Annotated in this window: 20 protein-coding genes; 9 read left to right on the plus strand and 11 right to left on the minus strand. The window is 59.6% G+C overall.

The features are described 5' to 3' along the window. Positions 1–260 precede the first annotated feature (260 nt). The 3 genes from GFS31_RS00260 to carA form a co-directional block, all read right to left on the minus strand. Positions 261–860, minus strand: a complete 600-nt coding sequence (locus GFS31_RS00260; RefSeq protein ID WP_263974871.1) for a Mini-ribonuclease 3 — start codon at positions 858–860, stop codon at positions 261–263. Between the two features lie 233 nt (positions 861–1,093). Beyond that, positions 1,094–1,633: an STAS domain-containing protein gene (locus GFS31_RS00265; protein WP_317135103.1), complete on the minus strand. Its 540-nt coding sequence runs from the start codon at positions 1,631–1,633 to the stop codon at positions 1,094–1,096. A gap of 5 nt (positions 1,634–1,638) precedes the next feature. Next, positions 1,639–2,799: a glutamine-hydrolyzing carbamoyl-phosphate synthase small subunit gene (gene carA, locus GFS31_RS00270; protein ID WP_198806341.1), complete on the minus strand. Its 1,161-nt coding sequence runs from the start codon at positions 2,797–2,799 to the stop codon at positions 1,639–1,641. 80 nt (positions 2,800–2,879) lie between these two features. Here carA and GFS31_RS20860 point away from each other — a divergent pair, with 80 nt between their 5' ends. Continuing rightward, complete coding sequence (locus GFS31_RS20860; RefSeq protein WP_225907510.1) at positions 2,880–3,857, plus strand: TIGR02281 family clan AA aspartic protease; 978 nt, start codon at positions 2,880–2,882, stop codon at positions 3,855–3,857. Between the two features lie 46 nt (positions 3,858–3,903). After that, on the plus strand, positions 3,904–4,851 hold the full coding sequence (locus GFS31_RS00280) for a Uma2 family endonuclease (protein ID WP_225907511.1): 948 nt from the start codon (positions 3,904–3,906) through the stop codon (positions 4,849–4,851). Positions 4,852–4,912: 61 nt separating this feature from the next. Here GFS31_RS00280 and GFS31_RS00285 read toward each other — a convergent pair whose 3' ends face one another. Both GFS31_RS00285 and GFS31_RS00290 read right to left on the minus strand, forming a co-directional pair. Continuing rightward, positions 4,913–6,364, minus strand: coding sequence for a recombinase family protein (locus tag GFS31_RS00285; protein ID WP_225907512.1), 1,452 nt, complete (start codon positions 6,362–6,364; stop codon positions 4,913–4,915). A gap of 4 nt (positions 6,365–6,368) precedes the next feature. Continuing rightward, positions 6,369–6,740, minus strand: coding sequence for a hypothetical protein (locus tag GFS31_RS00290; protein WP_198806342.1), 372 nt, complete (start codon positions 6,738–6,740; stop codon positions 6,369–6,371). Between the two features lie 204 nt (positions 6,741–6,944). Between GFS31_RS00290 and GFS31_RS00295 the strand changes: the two genes are divergently transcribed. Further along, positions 6,945–7,907, plus strand: a complete 963-nt coding sequence (locus tag GFS31_RS00295; protein ID WP_198806343.1) for a ribonuclease Z — start codon at positions 6,945–6,947, stop codon at positions 7,905–7,907. Here the strand turns inward: GFS31_RS00295 and GFS31_RS00300 are convergent. Together GFS31_RS00300 and cobU are read right to left on the minus strand one after the other, a co-directional pair. Then, a complete protein-coding gene (locus tag GFS31_RS00300; protein ID WP_198806344.1) occupies positions 7,856–8,350 on the minus strand; it encodes a hypothetical protein in 495 nt (164 codons plus the stop codon). The two genes, GFS31_RS00295 and GFS31_RS00300, sit on opposite strands and share 52 nt — an antisense overlap. Before the next feature lie 180 nt (positions 8,351–8,530). Further along, positions 8,531–9,100, minus strand: coding sequence for a bifunctional adenosylcobinamide kinase/adenosylcobinamide-phosphate guanylyltransferase (gene cobU, locus GFS31_RS00305; RefSeq protein ID WP_198806345.1), 570 nt, complete (start codon positions 9,098–9,100; stop codon positions 8,531–8,533). A gap of 210 nt (positions 9,101–9,310) precedes the next feature. Between cobU and psb29 the strand changes: the two genes are divergently transcribed. Next, a complete protein-coding gene (psb29, locus tag GFS31_RS00310; protein WP_198806346.1) occupies positions 9,311–10,060 on the plus strand; it encodes a photosystem II biogenesis protein Psp29 in 750 nt (249 codons plus the stop codon). Positions 10,061–10,187: 127 nt separating this feature from the next. Here psb29 and GFS31_RS00315 read toward each other — a convergent pair whose 3' ends face one another. Together GFS31_RS00315 and GFS31_RS00320 are read right to left on the minus strand one after the other, a co-directional pair. Continuing rightward, positions 10,188–11,765 carry a metallophosphoesterase family protein gene (locus tag GFS31_RS00315; protein WP_198806347.1) on the minus strand — a complete coding sequence of 526 codons (1,578 nt, stop codon included), beginning with the start codon at positions 11,763–11,765 and terminating at the stop codon, positions 10,188–10,190. A gap of 173 nt (positions 11,766–11,938) precedes the next feature. Beyond that, entirely contained in the window at positions 11,939–12,331 is a 393-nt protein-coding gene (locus GFS31_RS00320) for a DUF2358 domain-containing protein (RefSeq protein WP_198806348.1), read from the minus strand. A gap of 42 nt (positions 12,332–12,373) precedes the next feature. On the opposite strand from GFS31_RS00320, the gene GFS31_RS00325 reads away from it, so the two are divergent. After that, positions 12,374–12,850: a hypothetical protein gene (locus tag GFS31_RS00325; RefSeq protein WP_198806349.1), complete on the plus strand. Its 477-nt coding sequence runs from the start codon at positions 12,374–12,376 to the stop codon at positions 12,848–12,850. A gap of 84 nt (positions 12,851–12,934) precedes the next feature. On the opposite strand, the gene truB is transcribed toward GFS31_RS00325, so the two are convergent. Beyond that, a complete protein-coding gene (truB, locus tag GFS31_RS00330) occupies positions 12,935–13,939 on the minus strand; it encodes a tRNA pseudouridine(55) synthase TruB (RefSeq protein ID WP_225907513.1) in 1,005 nt (334 codons plus the stop codon). Positions 13,940–14,055: 116 nt separating this feature from the next. On the opposite strand from truB, the gene GFS31_RS00335 reads away from it, so the two are divergent. The 4 genes from GFS31_RS00335 to GFS31_RS00350 all read left to right on the plus strand — a co-directional run bounded on the left by GFS31_RS00335 (position 14,056) and on the right by GFS31_RS00350 (position 17,817). Next, positions 14,056–14,616 (plus strand): NUDIX hydrolase, encoded by a 561-nt coding sequence (locus GFS31_RS00335; protein WP_198806350.1) that lies wholly within the window; start codon positions 14,056–14,058, stop codon positions 14,614–14,616. 199 nt (positions 14,617–14,815) lie between these two features. Next, positions 14,816–15,721: a 3'-5' exonuclease gene (locus GFS31_RS00340; RefSeq protein ID WP_198806351.1), complete on the plus strand. Its 906-nt coding sequence runs from the start codon at positions 14,816–14,818 to the stop codon at positions 15,719–15,721. 121 nt (positions 15,722–15,842) lie between these two features. Continuing rightward, positions 15,843–16,946, plus strand: a complete 1,104-nt coding sequence (locus GFS31_RS00345; RefSeq protein ID WP_225907514.1) for an ABC transporter ATP-binding protein — start codon at positions 15,843–15,845, stop codon at positions 16,944–16,946. Between the two features lie 85 nt (positions 16,947–17,031). Next, positions 17,032–17,817: a Uma2 family endonuclease gene (locus GFS31_RS00350; RefSeq protein WP_263974872.1), complete on the plus strand. Its 786-nt coding sequence runs from the start codon at positions 17,032–17,034 to the stop codon at positions 17,815–17,817. Positions 17,818–18,001: 184 nt separating this feature from the next. Here the strand turns inward: GFS31_RS00350 and groL are convergent, their stop codons facing one another. Further along, positions 18,002–19,633 (minus strand): chaperonin GroEL, encoded by a 1,632-nt coding sequence (gene groL / locus GFS31_RS00355; RefSeq protein ID WP_198806352.1) that lies wholly within the window; start codon positions 19,631–19,633, stop codon positions 18,002–18,004. Between the last annotated feature and the right edge of the window lie 146 nt (positions 19,634–19,779).

Consider the following 19,779-nt stretch of genomic DNA (forward strand, 5'->3'; position numbering starts at 1 on the left):
GGCTAGCACGTCTACCTAGGCGATGGGTTGAGGAAATATAGCAACCTGGGGCTCCTGGCAAACCAGTCGAGCAGGCAAGGACGAGGGCGCGATCATGCTGGCTAGGGGACAGGGTCAGGGGTTCGCAGGCACAAGGCCATCCCCTAGGCATTGCTAGCCATTCACGGCAATATCGCCATTATGGTGGCAGGATCGTGGGCCTAGACAGATTATTCACAAAAACTACAGAAAACCTTGGCCCATCCTCCCCCGACACCCGCCTAGGGGCCGATATTGAGATAGCTCAACAGTTGGGCGAGGCGCTCTGGATCTGTGAGGTAGAGATAGCCGATCAGCGTTTCTAGACCTGTCGCTTTTTGGTACACAGCACCATCAACGCGCTTTGGCCCCCGCGAAGAGGCGTTGCGCCCCCAACGAAAGACGTCCTGCTCCGTTACTGTGAGGTGGGGAGCGAGTTGTTCCGCCAATTCGGCCTGATGTTCGGCCTTGACCTGATCAACGACTGCATTGTGGTAGTCTTGGATGCGTTTGGGCGGCAGCAAAAACTGGCTGCGGACATACAGTTCGTAAACCGCATCACCCATATAGGCTAGGGCGATGGGCGACAATCCCCGCGCCTGGGCCGCAGGCAGTCGATTGTCTGGATTCCCTGGCTTGACCATGGAGTTGATCACCATTGATTGTGCAGCGATGGGATCGGCCAGCAGGTCATCCGTCATGGCGAGGGTCGCCGCCGGGAGGCTATTGCCCAGCACCACCCCTCGAAAACGGAAGAGCCAGTCTACGCCGTTGGTTCCCCATAGCCAGGTTTCTAGCCACTGGCCTAGGGTTTGGGTATCGGGCGGTTCGGCATCAGCCAATGTGTTTTCCCCCTCGGCCCAAGGCGGGGTCAGAGGCCATCTGCCCACCTTGGGCAAACGCCGAATAGATGGGTGAGCCGTCTGGTCTGACGGCCCTGCTGGGGCAGAGATCCTGGTTTGGGCTTCCGCTCCAATCGGTGCGGTTGACCCTTGGCCCAGGCTTAACTGCCCTAGGCCAACGGGAGTAGGGCTTGAACTCTGCCCCCGTTGGCGTAAGGCTCCAGGGAATAGGGCTATTCACCAGCGGCAGCATTGAGGTTAGCAATGGCCTCGTCCACCGAGGTCTGGAGGGACAGGAACTTCTCGAGACGGACTAGTTTCACGGTTTGGGTAACACGGGGATTGGTGACGACCTGCACCGTGCCTCCTTCTCCGGTTGCTTTTTTTACCAGTTGCACAAGGGCACCAAGGCCGGAACTGTCCACAAAGTCGATGGCTCCGAGGTCGAGGATGATGTTGGCAGGGCCAGCCTCGACATACTTGGTCAACACCTTGCGGAAGGCAGGTTCCGAGAAGGCGTCGAGCTGTCCGATGAGGCGAAAGAGTTGATAGGTTCCCCTGACATCGCGGGTGCCTCGTAAACTTACGGTCAGGGTTAGAGATTCAGCGATGGGAAACCTCCTGGGGTGCTCCGATTCGACAGTTAAATATAGGCTAGGATAGCCCGCTCTGCAAGGGGCGGTTCCCCTCCCTTCTGGGGCCGCCCCCTTAGGGCGATCCCCGCACCTGGACAGGACGAGGGCAAAGGGGTAGAGGGGTAGAGGGAGCCTCAGCTAGCTTAGGCGGGCTGGTGCTGCTGGCGATAGTCCCGCATCGTTTGCACAAACTTCCCAAAGAGGTAGTCAGCATCGTGGGGGCCGGGGCTGGCTTCGGGGTGATACTGTACCGAGAAGATCGGCAGCGTTTTGTGGGCTAGTCCGGCTACGGTTTGGTCGTTTAGGTTGAGGTGGGTGACGGCAATCTGATCCTCGGCAATGGAGGCTGCATCGATGGCAAAACCATGATTTTGGCTGGTGATTTCCACCTGGCGATCTAGGCCACAGGGTTGATTCAGCCCCCGATGGCCAAATTTGAGCTTGAAGGTAGACGCACCCAGGGAAAGGCCCAGGATTTGGTGCCCCATGCAAATGCCGAAGGTGGGCAGTTGGTAGGCCAGCAGCGCCTGTACCAGTTCGGGGGCGTAGGTCACTGCCGCCGGGTCGCCGGGGCCATTCGACAGGAAAATGCCGTCGGGCTGGTAGCCGATGATTTGGTCGGGGGTGCTGGTGGCGGGGACGACAATCACGCGACAGCCGTAGCTGGCCAGCCGCCGCAGGATGTTGCGCTTCACCCCAAAGTCTACCGCCACCACGGTCAGGGGGGCTTGGTCGGCAATGACTTCGCCTTGGCTGTATTCCCAGGCGGTGGGGGTGCCCTCAGTCCATTCGTAGACTTCGCGGGTGGTCACATGATCCACCAGATTGAGCCCTGCCATGGAGGGAGCGTCCTGCAACTGGCGCAGCAGTTCTTCTGGATCCAAAATTTCGGTGGAAATTGCGCCATTCATCGCCCCTGTCGTTCGCAGGCGGCGGGTGAGGGCGCGGGTGTCGATGCCAAAAATGCCGGGAATCTGGTGGGCCTTGAGGTAGTCTGGCAGGGATTGGGTAGAGCGCCAGTTGCTAGGAATGTCGCAAATGTTGCGGGCAATGGCTCCCTTGATATAGGGTCGAGCCGATTCCTCATCTTCAGGGTTTACCCCGGTGTTGCCCAGTTCAGGGTAGGTGAAGGTGACGATCTGACCGCAGTAGCTGGGGTCGGTCATCACTTCTTGGTAGCCCGTCATGCCCGTGTTAAACACCACTTCCCCCATGACGGTGCCGCTGGCCCCAAAGGACCAGCCCCGAAAGACGGAGCCATCGGCTAAAACTAAAAGAGCAGGGGGAGCATCAAGAAAAACCATGGCCATTGGGGAAGGATCGCAGGGCGCTACCATCCTAAGGCCAAAACACAGGTTTTAGATCATTCGCACCTAAGGGAGTCTTGACACAGGCGACGGCATCCCAGGGCCAGCCAGTCCCAGACCCCATCGAGATGGGGGGCGGGGGGCAATGGGCCAAGGCCAGCGGCACCCTCAGCGGCACCATCGAAGGACAAAATAACAGAGGAGGATCGGACAGCATGGGGCGACGGGGTACGGGAATACAGCGGATAAGGGTTATGGTCATCGCCAGTCTAGGCTGGCTGGTTCCCCTGATGGGCTGTCAGGGCCTAATCCACCAGGGAGACGGGGGTGAAACAGCGCCTCTATCCTCGGCCCCAGCGCCCGCCCCCATGGTCGAACCCAGCCCCGCGCCCGTCGATCCAACACCCGCAGCTTCGGCCACCGATTATTTTCGCGAGGGGATGAACCGGGCAACCAGCGCCGTCGTTCTGGGGCAATCGGCCCAGTCTCCAGCGGATTGGCAACTGGCGGCGAGCCGCTGGCAACAAGCCATTGATTTGATGCAGCAGGTGCCGCCCGACAGCCCCAACCATGCCCAAGCCCAAGCCAAGGCGCAGGAGTATCGGCGCAACCTCGCTGCGGCCCAACAGCGAGCCTCTGGCCAAGTCGCGGCCCCCGTCAGCGCCGAGCCCGTTGCGCCCCCCGATGGCTTAGTGGCCCAAATCCCCATTCTCGAGCGCCGAGGGGGTATTCCCATGGTTGAGGTTACGCTTCAGGGACAAAACGGGGTGCATCGCTTTCCCATGATGTTTGACACTGGAGCATCGGGCACCCTCATTACCGCCGAAATGGCCCAGCAAATTGGCGTTGTGATCACGGGTAGCACCCAAGTCAAAATTGCCGACGGCAGTACCGTTAACCTTCCCATTGGCTATGTGGACTTCATTGAGGTGGGCGGGCTGCGCAAAACCTCCATGATCGTTGCAGTGGGCGGCAGCGTCGGCCTGCTAGGCCAAGACGTCTACGGCGAATTTGGCATTGCCCTGGGATCCCACATGATCAACCTCCATCAGTAGAGCGGGCTAGAATCAAACCAAGCCTTCTCCCAGGAGTAACGGTTCTATGTCTCCTCGGCCCCTACCCTCAGTCCAAATTCCCCACAATCCCTACATCGTCCCGGCAGATGTGCCCCTGCCTCCCAGGGAAACCTGGCCCACGATGTATGATTTGCCCAGCGAAGACCCGGAGGAGCCTGGGTTGCCGGACGAATTTCATGACTTTCAGCCCCAGCTACTCAGCGCCACCTTTCGCCTTGTGGATGTGGCGGAAGATCGCATCTTCACCGCCGCTGATCTAAATTTGTACTACGACATTACCCATCCCCGCTGGTACAAACGGCCCGACTGGTTTGCAGCGGTGGGCGTTCCCCGGTTCTACCGCGACGATAATCTACGGCTCAGCTATGTGACCTGGCATGAGCAAGTTAACCCCTACCTTGTGGTAGAACTGCTCTCCCCCGGCACCGCTGAGGAAGATTTGCGCCTTGTTCCGGCCACCGACCCCGACGCTCCACCGCCCAAATGGCAGGTCTACGAACAAATCCTTCGCATTCCCTACTACGTCGTCTTTGATCGCTACACAGGCAATCTACAAGCCTTTCGTCTAACGCAGACGGGCTATAGGCCCATCCCCCTCCTCGATGGGCGATTTACCATTCCAGAACTCAACCTTGGTCTGGGGCTCTGGCGTGGCCGATTCCAGGGCCGGGTACGAGACTGGCTGCGCTTCTTTGACGCCGATGGCCAATGGATCTTAACCCCGGTAGAGCGGGAACGGGAACAGGTTCATCAAGAACGCCAACGGGCCGAACAGGAGCGACTCCGGGCCGAGCGGGAACGTCTTCAAGCCGAAGAAGAACGGCAACGGGCCGAGCAAGAACGCCAACGGGCTGAGCAAGAACGCCAACGGGCGGAATCCGCCGAGCAACAGGCGGAACAGGCGCGAAATCGGGCTGAGCGATTGGCTGCGCTTCTGAGAGCCCAGGGCATTGACCCCGATCAACTGGTGTAAGCCGAGTCTTGTGGGCCGAGTCTATCGACGGGGGCACCGCTCATCCGGTTGATTACCCGGGCTAGAACACCAACATCAGGTTAACCTGCCATTCCTGGCCTTGGCGGTGGATCTCAATGCGGCGGATAAATTCGCGAAAAAAGAAGCGGCGTTCGGCTTCGGAGAGATCCAGCCAAAACTGGGGCAGGGCAACGGAGGGAGCCAGTTCCGCTAGGTTGACGGGGGGCAGTTGGGCGATTTGCTGTTCGATGTGGGTGATTTCGCCGCGCAGTTTGTAGCGGCGCAGGGCGGCGGTTTCAGCATCCAGCACCCCGGTTTCGACCAGGGCAGGGAGTTGGGCAAGGGCCGATTCTCGCTGTTGGCGTTGGGTTTGCAGTTGGGCGAAGGGATTGGGCGGTGGTGCTGAATTAGGATCGGCGCGGTGGGCCTGCCACTGGGCCACGGCCTGGGGTAGGGTGTGGCAAATGTCGGCAATCACAGCCTGGAGGACCTGGTCGTAGGCAAGGGCGCGGCAGCGGGGTTGTTGGGGGCAGGCGGTGGGGCGCAGGTAGAGGTAGCTTTGGGCTTTGCCTCGGATGGTCGTCGTCGAAACCGTCATAGGACTGCCGCAGGTATGACACTGCACCAATCCAGCTAGGGAACGGGAGGCCCCAGCGGTGCGCGGAGGCAAAGGGCGATTACGGCGCAGCAGGCGATCAATTTGGGCGGCTTCGTCGCGGGAAATGATGGCGGCGTGGGTGTTGCGAATCACCTGACCGTCGCAGTATTGCAGATCGCCCCGGTAGACGGGATGGCTGAGCCAGCGCTGCCCGGTAGAGACAGCAATCCGCTTGCCGAACCGTCTTTCCACAAAGCGCACCGCCCCCCGCAGGGAACCGTAGAGCAAAAATTCATTGACAAAGGCTGTAATCACCGGAGAGGCCGTGCGGTCGATTAAATACCGCTCCTGCCCCCGCCGATAGCCGTAGGGAGCCTTGCCCGGTGGCGGTAGCGCCTGGAGGCGATTCCGCGCATGGCCCGCCCGTTTTTGCCGTCGCTGCTGCTGATCCTGCATGGCGGCTATGGGGTCGAGGCCGTTGGCAAGGGCGGTTCCGGTGGCAAAAGCCATCGCGGGTTCCGCCCCGACTCGTACCGCAGTCCCGGCTTGAGCCAGGGCTTCTAGACATTGCTGCACCGCTGCCGGACTATCGCCCAAGGCGGCCAAGGCATTGACCCACAGATAATCGGCGGGGGTGTGGTGATTGTCCGCCAAAAGCTGGGCTAGGTGGGGCCGATGGCTGGGGTTAGCGGCGATGGCCTGATCTTCGTAGACCTTCACCTCAATACTAGGGGTGTGGCCGTGACCACTGCCGTGACCGCTGCCATGAGGGGCGCTGTCATCGGCGTTGCCATCGGTGACACTGTCCAGGAGGTCAGCCTTCAGGCGTTCAACCACCTCAGCAGCGTCCAAGCGGCTGTCCGGTGAGCTGTCATCAGCTCCCGATTCACAATAGCGATAGACCACTAGACGCACAGAACTAGAAAGCTTGCTTGAGGGCTTCCCGCAGGGCGAGCGCCTGATTGTTATCGGCACTGGCTACAATCACCATCACCGTGGTGTAGTCTGCCCCATCAGGAGCTTCTATGCACACAAATACGGCGGTGGAATCATCGGACTGCCCCGCAATGCTGATGGCATCCGTCTGTACCGGGTTCAAATCCTGGGACTCTAGGGCATTTTCTGCCTGACCAATGCACTGGTTCACATCGGTGGTCATGGCCTGCCAGGAGTAATAAATCCCCGGTGGGTCGGCCTGGGCAGCGGCAGCAGAGGCCAGCATCATGCCACCCGTAAGGCAGGCAGACAGAGGCTTCCAGAGCCAGGTTTTGATCCAACGTCCTTGATTCATGGTTCGTATCCTCCTAGGTCAATCGGCGGTCTGCACAGGTTTATGATAGTCCGTCCTCGGAAGTTCCCTGGGCAGGGGCAGACGGGAACCCCCAGGGATGGTCTCCGACCGTGGGCTGAGTGGGGTAATGCACCGGAGCACCCGTCCGGGAGGGATGGGGTTGTGACAAGATAGGAAAGTATTTGTCGATGGTATAGAAGACCTGTGCAAATTACGTTTTTGGGGACAAGTTCTGGGGTGCCCACCCGATCCCGCAATGTGTCGAGTGTGGCGCTGCGATTGCCCCAGCGGGCAGAGGTATGGCTGTTTGACTGTGGCGAGGGCACCCAGCACCAGTTTTTGCGGAGTGAGTTCAAATCTAGCCAAATTCGCCGTATTTTCATCACCCACATGCACGGCGACCACATTTTTGGTCTCATGGGCCTGTTGGCCAGTTGTGGGCTAGCGGGTAATCGGCAGCAGCGCATTGATATCTATGGCCCCAAGCCGCTGAACGACTACCTGCAAGCCTGTCGCCGCTATTCCCAAACCCACTTTACTCTGCCCATTAAAATCCATGCCGTGGAACCGGGGCTAGTCTTTGAAGACGAGGAGTTTCGGGTGGTGTGTGACCGCCTGGAACACCGAGTGCCTGCCTACGGCTATCGGGTGGAGGAGCGGGATCGTCCGGGGCGGTTCGATGTGGGGCGTGCCCAGGCCCTAGGGATTCCCTCTGGGCCGCTCTATGGGCAGCTCAAGCAGGGCAAGCGAGTCACCCTCGATGATGGTCGTGTCATCAACGGGGCTGACCTCTGTGGCCCCGACTTGGTGGGGCGCAAACTGGTCTACTGCACCGACACCATTTACTGTGACCAAGCGGTGAGCCTAGCCCAAGGGGCCGATGTGCTGATTCACGAAGCCACCTTTGCCCACCAGGATGCAGACTTGGCCTACCAGCGGCTCCACTCCACCTCTACCATGGCGGCCCAGGTGGCCCTAGGTGCCCAGGTGCAGCAGTTGATCATGACCCACTTCAGCCCCCGCTATGCTCCGGGCAACAGCATCCAGCTTGGGGATTTGCTGGCCGAGGCTAGGGCCATTTTCCCCAATACCCTCATGGCCCACGACTTTTTGGTTCACGACATTTTGCGCCAAGAGGAAAAAACGCTGGTGTCCTCTGCGCTGTAGGGACAACGGGGAGGCAAGGGCGGTGGGTCGGAAACCTGTTCTAGGCGTTCCTGAATCTTGCTGAGGCGCTGTTCCTCATCCACCGCAGGGCGTGGGGTCGGTACTTCGGTGTTGGGCCAGGTGTGGAGGTCGTGGCAGGGGCAGGGGCAGGTATTGAGGCCCAAAATGGGGATGGCCACGGGCATCTCGCAGCGGGCACAGGCGGTAATGTCCCAGGCAGGAGTGAGCATCGTCGCAACGCTTTGGGTGGTGCCTTCGAGGTAGCAGCCCTGGCCACTTGTTACCATGATGTGGTGCCAACAATCTTCAAAGGCTTGGCTGTAGCGACCTTTGTAAAAAATCGGCGACGGCAAACAGGTGCCCCGATTCTCCGCCAGCACCACGGGCTTGCCCAACTGAAACCAGTGGGCCAAAAATTCCCTTACTTGTTCCTGGGTGGCCATTGTCCTCCTATGCAGTGCTACCCCAGGTCACACGGCTAGACACTACGGCTGCACTGTGATCCTAGCTGTTTTATCCCTGACCCCACCGAAGAACGGGCGATTCTTTGGAAAGTTTGCAGATTTACCCCAGCGATCCCCCGGTCGCTGGGTTCTATTCCACACGGGCCACCCTAAAACTGGCTATGGAGGGCCATCCACCGCCACCCCCACCTGGCGTAAATCCACGGCATAGCCTGCCACCACCAAGTAGACCGCATCCGCCACCGCACCCAGTTGCCGCGTCAGATGACCCAGCCGATCTCGAAATTGCCGCCCCGCCGGATAGGCTGGCACCACGCCCCACCCGGTTTCCTCCGCCACAAAAATCACCGTTGCCGCCGTTTGCTCCACGCTGGCAATCAAATCCGCCACGGTTTCCTGCCACTGGGGGTCGTCTTGGTCTAGCCCATGGGCCAGCCAGGTACCGAGGGAATCGACCAGCAAACAGTCCGTGGCTTGGCCTGCCAAAATCGCCGCCGACAGGCCCACGGGCACCTCCCACAGCCGCCAATCCACCGGACGCCGCTGGCGATGTCGCTCCAGCCGCGCCTGCCACTCCTGATCCTCCGGGTTCACCGCTGAGGTGGCCACATATACCACAGCCTGCCCCGACCGCTGGGCCAAGGTCTCCGCCCACTCGCTCTTGCCCGACCGGGTTGGCCCGGTGACGACGATAACTTGCTTCACCCGGTTTTCCTCACCTCTTTTCATACACCTAAGTAGATCACAACCGCGCTCCCATGCCATGCCCCAGCCCTTCCCAATTCCCAGGGAGAGGCATCGAGATCTCGCTTAACTCGCACTCCCATAGACAGCGGGGCGAGGTCGCTAGGGGCAGCGGGCCGAGTACGGTCTTCCCTGGGTTGGCAAAGACACAGTCACACGGGACAATGGGATCATTGTATTTTTTGACATTCGGCTGTGAATAACGCACCTGTACGCACGGTTTCTGACGCCAAGCGGGACTTCTATGCTCACCACACCCGCCCCATCAACTCCATTTACCGTCGTGTGGTGGACGAGCTTTTGGTAGAAATGCATCTGCTCTCGGTCAACGCCGATTTTACCTACGATCCCCTCTATGCCCTGGGCATCGTCACCACCTTCGACCGCTTTATGCAGGGCTACGAACCCGAAAGCGACAAAGCCTCCATTTTCAATGCCCTTTGCCAATCGGTGCAAAGCTCTCCCGAACAGTACCGGGGCGACGCCGAAGCCATGCAAGCCGCCGTAGCGGGGCAATCCCTCGACGACCTCAAAGCCCAGTTTGAAAACCTAGCAGAAGCGGCCCACAGTGGCGGCCTGCGCGGCACCCTCGGCACCGTCGCCACCAAGGAAGCCTTCAAATATAGCCGCCCCTTCGGCATCGGCCTCTATACCCTGATCGAAGCCGTCGCCGGAGAAGACCTCCTCAAAAACAAAGACTCCTTTGAAGCCCTGCTGAAGGATCTAACGGGCAAGCTCAACTTCCCGGCAGATAAGCTTTCCAAGGATTTAGAACTCTACCGCAGCAACATCGAGAAGTTCGCCCAGGCCCAGGAAGTCATGAAAGACATGCTGGCCGCCGAACGCAAAAAACGCGAAGACCGCCAAAAAGCCGCCGAAGCTACAGCCGCCGAAGTGGTGGAATCTGTCCCCACCCCCGCCGAAGGCAGCGAAAACGCAGGTTAGTGAGTTGCCTCGTCTTGCCCTCACCCCCAGCCCCTCTCCCAGGAAGGAGAGGGGAGGCAGAAGGAACTTTCAAAGCACCTCTCCAAGCTTGGAAGAGGGATTTTGGGGTAAGAGCCCATTGAAGCATCTAAATATAAATCGGATCCAGAGCGTAGTCCTTCCAATCACGGTGGAAGCGCTCAGACACATGGGGGGTGAGGACAAATTTGGGTTCCTGGCCCCCTTTGACATCGACCCGCAAAAACGAGTAGGGGCGGCGATAGTCGGGCTTTTTGCCTATGCGACCGATAAAGAGCTGGGATTCCGCCACCGGACGCAGTTCATCGGATGCCTCGCCCGTCAGGTCAGAGACAGGTTCGCAGAGGGTGTTTCCGCCAGACCGCTGACGCCGCAAGCTGAGGCCGCTGCCGCCGCAGACAATCCAGTCTAAGTGACCATCGGCGTGGCCTGTGTCTAGGGTTTTCAGGTGTTCAAAGCAGTGGGCGTGGCCGTTGATGACCAGATTCACCGGGGGCGTTCCGTCTGCCAGGTTAGGCACCGCCGCCGCTACCTGATCCAGCACCCAGCGCAGATGGTGACGCACCGCCAGGGTTTGGCCCTGGTTCCACTTGGTGGATTCGGTGACGTAGGGGGGATGGTGGAAGAACACGATCCGCCCCCGCGCCGCTGGGTCTTGCCAGGAGGCGATCAGCTTATCTCGCAGCCACAGCAGTTGTTCGGTGTCGATTTGGGCGGTGGGGTTGGCGTTGAGTTGCTTGTCGATGTCGAGCAGCATTTCGTCGTACTGCTCTACCTTGGCCTGCCAGTCGTCCAAATCCTCCTGAGCATGGGTATCTTTGGGATTGCGGTGCAGCGCAGCCTCCTCCACTAACCGTCGATCCTCTAGTACCTGCTGCCGCTGCCCCTGAAGCCACTGGCGACGATCTAGCCCTCCCTGGTGAGCCAGCAATGACGGATCGTTGAAGGTGCTGGAATCTAGCGCAAAAAAATCAATGCCGCCATAGCGAAAGGTGTAGTAGCGATTGGGCAGGCGAGTGTACACCCCTGGTCGATAGCGCAAGCCCTGGGTGTCGCCATTCCAAGCACCGTAGTGCGTCCGCAGGTGATCCACCAGTTGGTCGGCAGGGATGCCCTGCAAATAGTCTAAAAAGGCGCGAGCGTAGGCATCTCCCACCCCCGACCCATGCCAGCCCACATTAGGGTTGAGGTCGATGCCCAGCAGCTTTCGCAGGGGTTTGCTAAGCTGCACCAGCACGCTATACAGGCGCGGCAGGTTGTAGTAATCGTGGTTTCCGGGCACCGCCAAAAACGGAAACCGAAACAGCATTTGGTCGTAGGCAATCTTATCGGGCTGATCGCCCCCCACCAGCCACTCTCGATAGGGCTTGATGAAATTGTCGGGATACTGCTCGCGGGAACCCACCTGATACACCACGTCCCCGGTGTGCAGCAAAAACCGACAGTCCTGCAAATGGGGCACCATCTGCTCGGCCAGCCGCCGCTGGGGGTGGTGATCCGGGTGGGGGCCAGATCCGCTGTCGCCAATTACCAAAAAGGAAAACTCCTCGGTTTCGGCGTGGCCATCTTCTACCATCAGCCTGGTTTGATCAATGTGGCGGGCCACCAGGGTCGGATGCTGCCAGCGCACCCGCGCCTTCATTTTGGCAACCTTGGCAGGAATCGGCGGATCGAGAATCGAAGACATGGGCGGTCGGCGGCGGGGCGGTAGGCTAACAGTAATAGGCTAGCAGTCCTCCGGCGGGAAACCCAGGTTTTCCATGGGGTGAGGTCTGATGGAGCCCAACCTGTTCATGCCCCGTAACATCTGTGGAACCCAAAGAGGCATAGTGCGTCCACAGAGGGAGAGTACGCCACCGCCTAGGGCTCTGACCGTACCCCAAACACCTGTTGCACCACCGCCCAACGGGAACAGTCCCAATAGTCCACATGGGCGCAAATTTTGCCGCTATCGTTGAGGGTCAGCTCGCTGCGGCCAGGGATGCTCATCGCGGGCTTCCAGGGCAAAGGGGCTACCCAATTCAGCGTCCAGCGGGTGTGAATTTGGCTGGGGCTAACGTATTCAATGGCGTGCAGATCTAGATCAATGGCCTGAAACCAGCGGGTGATAAAGCCAATCATGTTCTGGTAGCGTGACAGGCCGCGAAACTCGTTCAGGGGGTCTTTGAAATAGACGTCCTCTGCATAGAGGTGATAGCTCTGCTGGTGGGGAAAGCGCTGATAGTCCTGGCGCAGTTGTTCCAAAACGTCCATGGTGTCTAAATATCCATACCGACATTGAGGTTGAGGTTTGTGATGATGCCCAAGTTTAACCTTCCCAAACAACCGCTACGGCCCTGGGGAATGGCGGCCCTCATGCTAGGATTAGCCGCCTGTTCGGCCCCGACTAGCCCCATCGCCCAGGTCGAGCCGTTGGCCTTGTTGCCGCCCTATCTGCCGGGATGGGAAGCCTATGAAGCCATAGATAACGATGGCGTTGCCTTACCCTCCGGCGAACTGACCCCCTTCAGTTTGGCCCAATCCCTGCTGACCGAACCGGAAACGCTGGAATGCTTCAGAACCGCTCAAGTCCGCATCGAGGCTTTGGACAATGGCGATATGGCCATCCTATCTACCCGCGTGGGGCTGTGTGATGACTCGGTGGCGGCTATCGAACAACGCCTTGACCTCACCCCCACCTCCATGGGTTGGGCCTTAAATCAGAGCGGTCAACGCTTTGGCTGCGGACGTCCAGAGTTCGCCTGGGCCGCACCAGGAACCCTGTGCCCCTAGGATGTCGGTTGAGGCCAAAATCCAGCGTCTTACGCCCTAGGTCACAGAGGCAGAGCCCTAAGCTTGGGGCTAGGTTCCCGATGCCTAGGCCCAGGGTTTGAAGACCATCTTGGCTTTAAGAATGGGCTCCCCTTCTCGGTACTCTACTTGGCCAATGCCGAGGAATTCGTTGTCGGCGGCGGACACAATGCGATAGGGCTGATCGGGGTCTAGGGCGATGGGCGGCGCAAACTTTTGGCCCTGCTGCCAGCGACGGGCGAGATCCGGATCGAGGGCCAGGGCAGGCAGGTGGGCAAGGGCCGCTTCTGGAGCCTGGAGTTGAAAGCCCTCGGTCTCGACGCGCTGTTTCACCTGATCCAAGGTGAGGCTGGTGTCGAGGGTAAAGCCATTGCTGCGGGTGCGGGTGAGGTGGGCCAAGGTTGCGCCTGTGCCCACCTGCTGCCCCAAGTCGCGGGCCAGGGCGCGGATGTAGGTACCGGGGCCACAGTCCACATCCACGGTGAGTTCGGGATGATCGCCCCCCTGCCAGCCCTGCACCGTCAGGCCATGGATCACCACCGTGCGAGGGGGCGGCGTCACCACTTGGCCGCGTCGAGCGAGGTCGTACAGGCGCTTGCCCTCCACTTGAATAGCGCTAAAGGCCGGGGGAATTTGCGCCAGGGTACCCAAAAATTCGGGTAGAGCCGCCTGCACAGCCTCCAAGGTGAGATCCGTTGCGAGACAATGGCTCACCACCTCGCCCTCCAGGTCGTCGGTGGTGGTGGTCAGGCCAAAGCGAATCACCGCCCGGTAGGCTTTATCCGCCGCCAGGTAGGGTAGCAGCCGCGTCGCCCGTCCCACCGCCAAGGGCAACACCCCCTCCGCCAGCGGATCCAGCGTGCCCCCGTGGCCCACCTTGCGGGTGCCCAACAGCCGCCGCACCGCCGCGACACAGTCATGGGAGGTGACTTGGCTAAGCTTATTGAGGTTCAAAAATCCGTCCGCCACGCCGCTCACTGGACAGCTTCTCGCTCTGTCCTTTCCCGCTTCATCCACAACCGCACTCACCCCGCCCATATCCTTTTCCGGCCATCCCTCGGCAACGGCCACCCTTCGGCAATGGCCACCAACCCCGATATTAGCGCGATTGCGACCCCTGACCTAGGCCCCTATCACTGGATGCGGGGTACAATAAGCAAATCTTTTCTGCACAATCAGCACTCCCTATGCCCCTTGGACAAGAACCGCCCCAACTGTTAAAACAGCGCTTATTCTACGAAGGCCGCAAATTTAACTTTGAGGTGAACCGTCTGCGTCTGCCCAATAAGGCCGTGGGCGAGTGGGAATGCGTGCGCCATCCCGGCGGGGCCTTGGCCGTGCCCCTTACCGATGATGGTCGGCTGGTTTTGCTGCGGCAGTATCGGTTTGCGGTGCTGGGACGGTTGCTGGAGTTTCCGGCGGGCACCATCGAACCCAACGAAGCCCCGGCAGAGACCATTCGCCGCGAAATTCAGGAGGAAACGGGCTATGCGGCAACCACTTGGCTTCCCATCGGCACGTTTCCCTTGGCCCCGGGCTACTCCGATGAACTGATCTACGCCTTCCTCGCCACAGATTTAGAGCCCGTAGAGGCTCCAGCGGGCGACGAAGATGAAGACATGGAGGTCGTGTTGATGACGCCCGATCAACTGGAGAAGGCTATTCTCGCTGGAGAGGCCGTGGATGCCAAAACCATCGCCAGCTTCTTTTTGGCCAAACCCTTCATTGCCAAACTAATCGACTGTTAGGGAGACTCCCAACGTCGCGGCCCCGCCGTCCTAGGATTTTTTCAGCCTCAATTCCCCAAGCGGCTCCTGAGTCAAAGCCAAGACAACGGTTGATCTACGGCAATAGGCTGAATGGCGGTGACGGTGACAACAAGAACCCACCCCTAGGGCAACCTTAGGCAAGTTTCAGCACTATTACATTTGCCTTGGGGGTGTCGCGGTGTTCAAGTCCGTTGGTCAGCGGGTATGTGCGTTTGATTTGGAATGGGTGCCCGATGCGCCTTCCGGGCGGCGGGTCTATCGGCTACCCGCCACATTGTCTGATGAGGACGTCTTTCAGGTGATGTGGGAGCACGGAGGAGCCACGGAGGACAAGCCTCGGCCCTACCTCAAAACGGCGCTTTGTCGGGTGGTATCGGTGGCGGCGGTGATTCGGGAGCAGCGGCGCAATGGCGAAGTGGTGCTGCGGCTGACGGCCCTCCCCAAACAGGCCGACCAACCCATGGCGGAGGGGGATCTCATCCACACCTTTCTGAGCTATGTGGGCCAGCAAAAGCCCCAGTTGGTGGGGTTTAATTCCCAAACCTCGGATCTGCCGATTTTGTTGCAGCGGGGCATGGCCATGGGCATTTCGGCCAAAGCCTTTTGCCAACGCCCCGACAAACCCTGGGAAGGCGTAGACTATTTCGCCCGCCACACCGAAGCCCACATTGACCTAAAAAATTTGGTCAGCGGTTGGGGGATTGGCACGCCCTCCCTGCACGAACTGGCGGCGGCAATGGGCATTCCGGGCAAGATGGGCACCGACGGCAGCAGTGTGGTGGATCTGTGGGTGGAGGGCAACCTGCGGGCCATTGTGGAATACAACCACTTTGATGCCCTCACTACCTACCTGGTGTGGCTGCGAACGGCTTTGTTTGCAGGCTTTTTCAGCCCTGAACAGCACCAAATCGAGGAAGATCGCGTGCGATCCCTGCTGCATGATCACATTGCGGCGGGAGACGAGCACCTGGTTGACTATTTGGAGCAGTGGAACCGCTTCCAGCCCCAATCCGCCGATACCGTTGCGATGGATCTGTCTCCCCTGCCCGAGGTGACGGCATCCCCCACAGACGTCGCGGCCTAGGAGGGTAGACCGTCCCTCTGTGCCCTCTGTGCAGTCGGCGGTGCCCCTCAGCCTAATGCAAGCCATCGTCAATAAAGGGTAGGATACTGGGCAGGGAGATCCTTGTCTTCCCCATTTTGTCATGGTTGCCACTGCAATGCCCTCACCCGATATCCTGTATCTTGATGCAATTACGAAGCGATATACCTCCGCCCTGCCCCCGGCGGTGGATGGGGTTAGCCTCAGCCTGCGTCAGGGCGAGATTTTGGCGTTGTTGGGGCCGTCTGGCTGTGGCAAAACAACCCTGCTGCGGCTGATTGCGGGCTTTGAGCAACCCGACCAGGGCGCGATTTATCTCGGACAGCAGCCCGTCTGCGGCCCCTGTTGGCTGCCCCCAGAGCGGCGGGATGTGGGCATTGTGTTCCAAGACTACGCCCTGTTTCCCCATCTAACGGTGGAGAAAAATGTGGCCTTTGGGCTTCAGTCCTTGGTGCGCCTGGGTAGCTTAGATCCCAAACAGGTGCAGGCCCAAACCCAAGAGGCCATTGCTCTGGTGGGGCTCACGGGGTTTGAACGCCGCTTCCCCCACGAGCTTTCCGGGGGGCAACAGCAGCGGGTGGCCCTGGCCCGTGCCCTCGCCCCTCGGCCCACGCTGATTTTGCTGGATGAACCCTTCAGCAATCTGGATGTGCAGGTGCGGCTGCATCTGCGCCAGGAGGTACGCGACGTGCTGAAGCAGGTGAATGCCTCCGGGGTGTTTGTCACCCACGACCAGGAGGAAGCCCTCGCCATTGCCGATCAGGTGGCGGTGATGCGCCAGGGACGGCTAGAGCAGTGGGGCAGTCCCGAAACGGTCTACACCGCTCCGGCCTCTCGCTTCATTGCCAGCTTTGTTACCCAGGCTAACTTTCTCCCGGCTCGCCGCACCCCCCAGGGCTGGGAGACGGAGTTGGGCACCCTCACCCAGGTGATTCAGCCCGACGGAGCGGCCCCCGATGCCACGGTGGCCCAGGGCGAGATTATGATTCGTCAAGAAGACCTAGCGTTGCAAGTGGTGGAGACAGGGCTGTTGCGCGTCCAGAGCCGCCAGTTTTTGGGCCGAGAGTACAAGTACAGCCTCTCTACGCCCTCTGGGCACCTGCTTCATGCTCGCCTCCCCGCCAGTCAGGCGCTGCCCGTAGGCAGTTGGGTGAACCCGGTGATGCCGCCCCATCCACTGCGGCTATACCCAACCGGGAATCGCTAGGCGATTGTCACCGCCGAATTGGCGTGACTTGGTCTCCAGGGCTCGGTGGCCGCTGGACGAAAGGGGCAATGGCATAATAGAAACCATGTCAAGCCGCCAAGGATATCGCCCCATGTCCGAGATGACCGGACTGACCGCTGCCCCGATTATCTATCCCGATACGGATGGACAACCGATGACCGAAAGCGACGCCACTCGCGATTATCTGTTGTATTGCGTTGAAGTGCTGCAACTCTATTTCAAAGGGCGGCCCAATGTTTATGTGTCGGGTAACTTGTTTATCTACTATGAAGAGGATAATCCCAAGGCATCCATCTCGCCGGATGTGTTTGTCGTTTTTGGCGTCAGTAACCGAAAACGCCGCAGCTATAAAACCTGGCAAGAAGGCGGCAAGCTGCCTAATTTTGTCCTAGAAATCACCTCCCGCAGCACCAAACACCAAGACTCCGAGGACAAACCCCGCCTCTACGCCAGCCTGGGGGTTGAAGAATACTTTCAGTATGACCCCACCGCCGACTACCTCAAGCCTCAACTGCGGGGAGCCAAGCTGGTGGAGGGCCGTTATCAACCTCTGTCCCTAACCTCCACGCCCACGGGCCTGCCCTCTATCCACAGCACCGTGTTAGGGCTAGATTTACAACTGCATCCTACCTACCCAGAACTGGGGCTGGCTCCGGTAGCCCAAGCCTTACGCTTCTACGACCCACAATCGGGGGCAAAACTGCTGAGTCGCTATGAACTAGAGCTTGTACGAGAGGCGCTCCAAGAGGAAAACGAAAATATTCAGCAAGAGCGAGACGCTGCCCAGCAACGTGCGGAGAAACTTGCCGCCCGCCTGCGGGCCTTGGGGATTGATCCCGATGAAGTCTAGGGTGCTGCCCTTAGAGCGCCCCGCCATCGGCAAAACTGACCATCGTGACTGCCTAGATTTCCTAGAAAAAGCTAGCAATCTAGCCTAGCGCCACAAAAAACTGGGCCTCTGCAACAGAAGCCCAGCTTTGAATGAGATGCCCCGATTGTAGTTCAACCGGAGGCATCGTTCGGTCGGTTAGACCTTAGTAGTCGAAGTCGCCGCCCATGCCAGCGCCAGCGGGAGCGCCTTCCTTGGGTTCGGGCTTATCGACGATGATGCACTCGGTGGTCAGCACCATGCCTGCGATGGAGGCCGCGTTTTGCAGGGCAGAACGGGTCACTTTGGCGGGGTCAACGATACCAGCTTCAAACATATCGACGAATTCGCCGTTGGCGGCGTTGTAGCCGACGTTGAAGTCCTTCTCTTTGACGCGCTCGGCGATGACGGCACCGTTTTGGCCAGCATTTTCAGCAATCCGCATCAGGGGAGCCGCCAGGGCGCGGGCCACGATGGTAGCGCCAGTGTGCTCTTCGGCGGTGAGATTGCCGTCAACCCAGGTGAGCAGGTCGGGCACCAGGTGGGCCAGGGTGGTACCGCCACCGGGGACAATGCCTTCTTCCACAGCGGCCTTGGTGGCGTTGATGGCGTCTTCCAGGCGCAGCTTGCGATCCTTCATTTCGGTTTCGGTGGCGGCACCGACTTTGATCACGGCCACACCGCCAGAGAGCTTAGCCAGCCGCTCTTGCAGCTTCTCTTTGTCGTAGCTAGATTCGGTTTCTTCGATCTGACGACGGATTTGCTCGCAGCGGGCCTTCACATCCTTCTCGTTGCCTTCGGCGACGATGGTGGTGGCATCCTTGGTGATGGTGAGGCGGCGAGCCTGACCCAGCATATCCAGCTTGGTGTTGTCCAGCTTGAGTCCGGTGTCTTCGGAGATTACCTGACCGCCCGTCAGCACGGCGATGTCTTCCAGCATGGCCTTACGACGGTCGCCAAAGCCAGGAGCCTTGACAGCGGCCACGTTCAGCACACCGCGCAGACGGTTGACCACCAGGGTCGCCAGGGCTTCTTTCTCGATGTCCTCGGCGATGATCACCAGGGGACGACCGGAGCGGGCCACTTGCTCTAGCACGGGCACCAGGTCTTGCACCAGGGCAATTTTCTTGTCGGTGATCAGCAGGTAGGGCTCGTCGAGGACGGCTTCCATACGCTCGGTGTCGGTGACGAAGTAGGGGGAGATGTAGCCCTTGTCGAAGCGCATCCCTTCGGTGATTTCCAGCTCGGTGGTCATGGACTTCCCTTCTTCCAGGGAAATCACGCCCTCGCGGCCCACTTTATCCATGGCCTCGGCGATCATCGCGCCCACTTCTTCGTCGTTACCAGCGGAGATAGAACCCACCTGGGCGATGGACTTAGAATCTTCCACCGGACGAGCGTGCTCAGCGATTTTGTCCACCAGGAAGGCGGTGGCCTTGTCGATACCGCGCTTCAGGGAGATAGCGTTGGCACCCGCCGCCACGTTCCGCAGACCTTCTTTCACGATGGCATGGGCCAGCACGGTGGCGGTGGTAGTACCGTCGCCAGCGGCGTCGTTGGTTTTAGAAGCGGCCTGACGAATCAGCGCCACCCCGGTGTTTTCAATGTTGTCTTCCAGTTCGATTTCCTTGGCGATGGTCACACCATCGTTCACGATCTGAGGAGCGCCGAACTTCTTCTCCAGCACCACGTTACGACCCTTGGGGCCGAGGGTGACGGCAACGGCCTCAGCCAGGGTATCCATGCCTTTTTCTAGGGCACGACGGGCGTTTTCGTTGTAAATAATGCGCTTAGCCATGAACTAATGTCTCCGAAAATTAAGTAGGAGGAAACGAAACAAGAATCCGTGATGACTTCAGACGAGAATTTGCAGGCTGGGTACAGCGAAGTGAAGCCCAACACCCCCATTCTCAAGTCCTTAGAAAAACCTATCGGTTAGGTTGT

It is taken from the genome of Leptolyngbya sp. BL0902, from assembly GCF_016403105.1.
Classification (GTDB): Bacteria; Cyanobacteriota; Cyanobacteriia; order Phormidesmidales; family Phormidesmidaceae; genus Nodosilinea.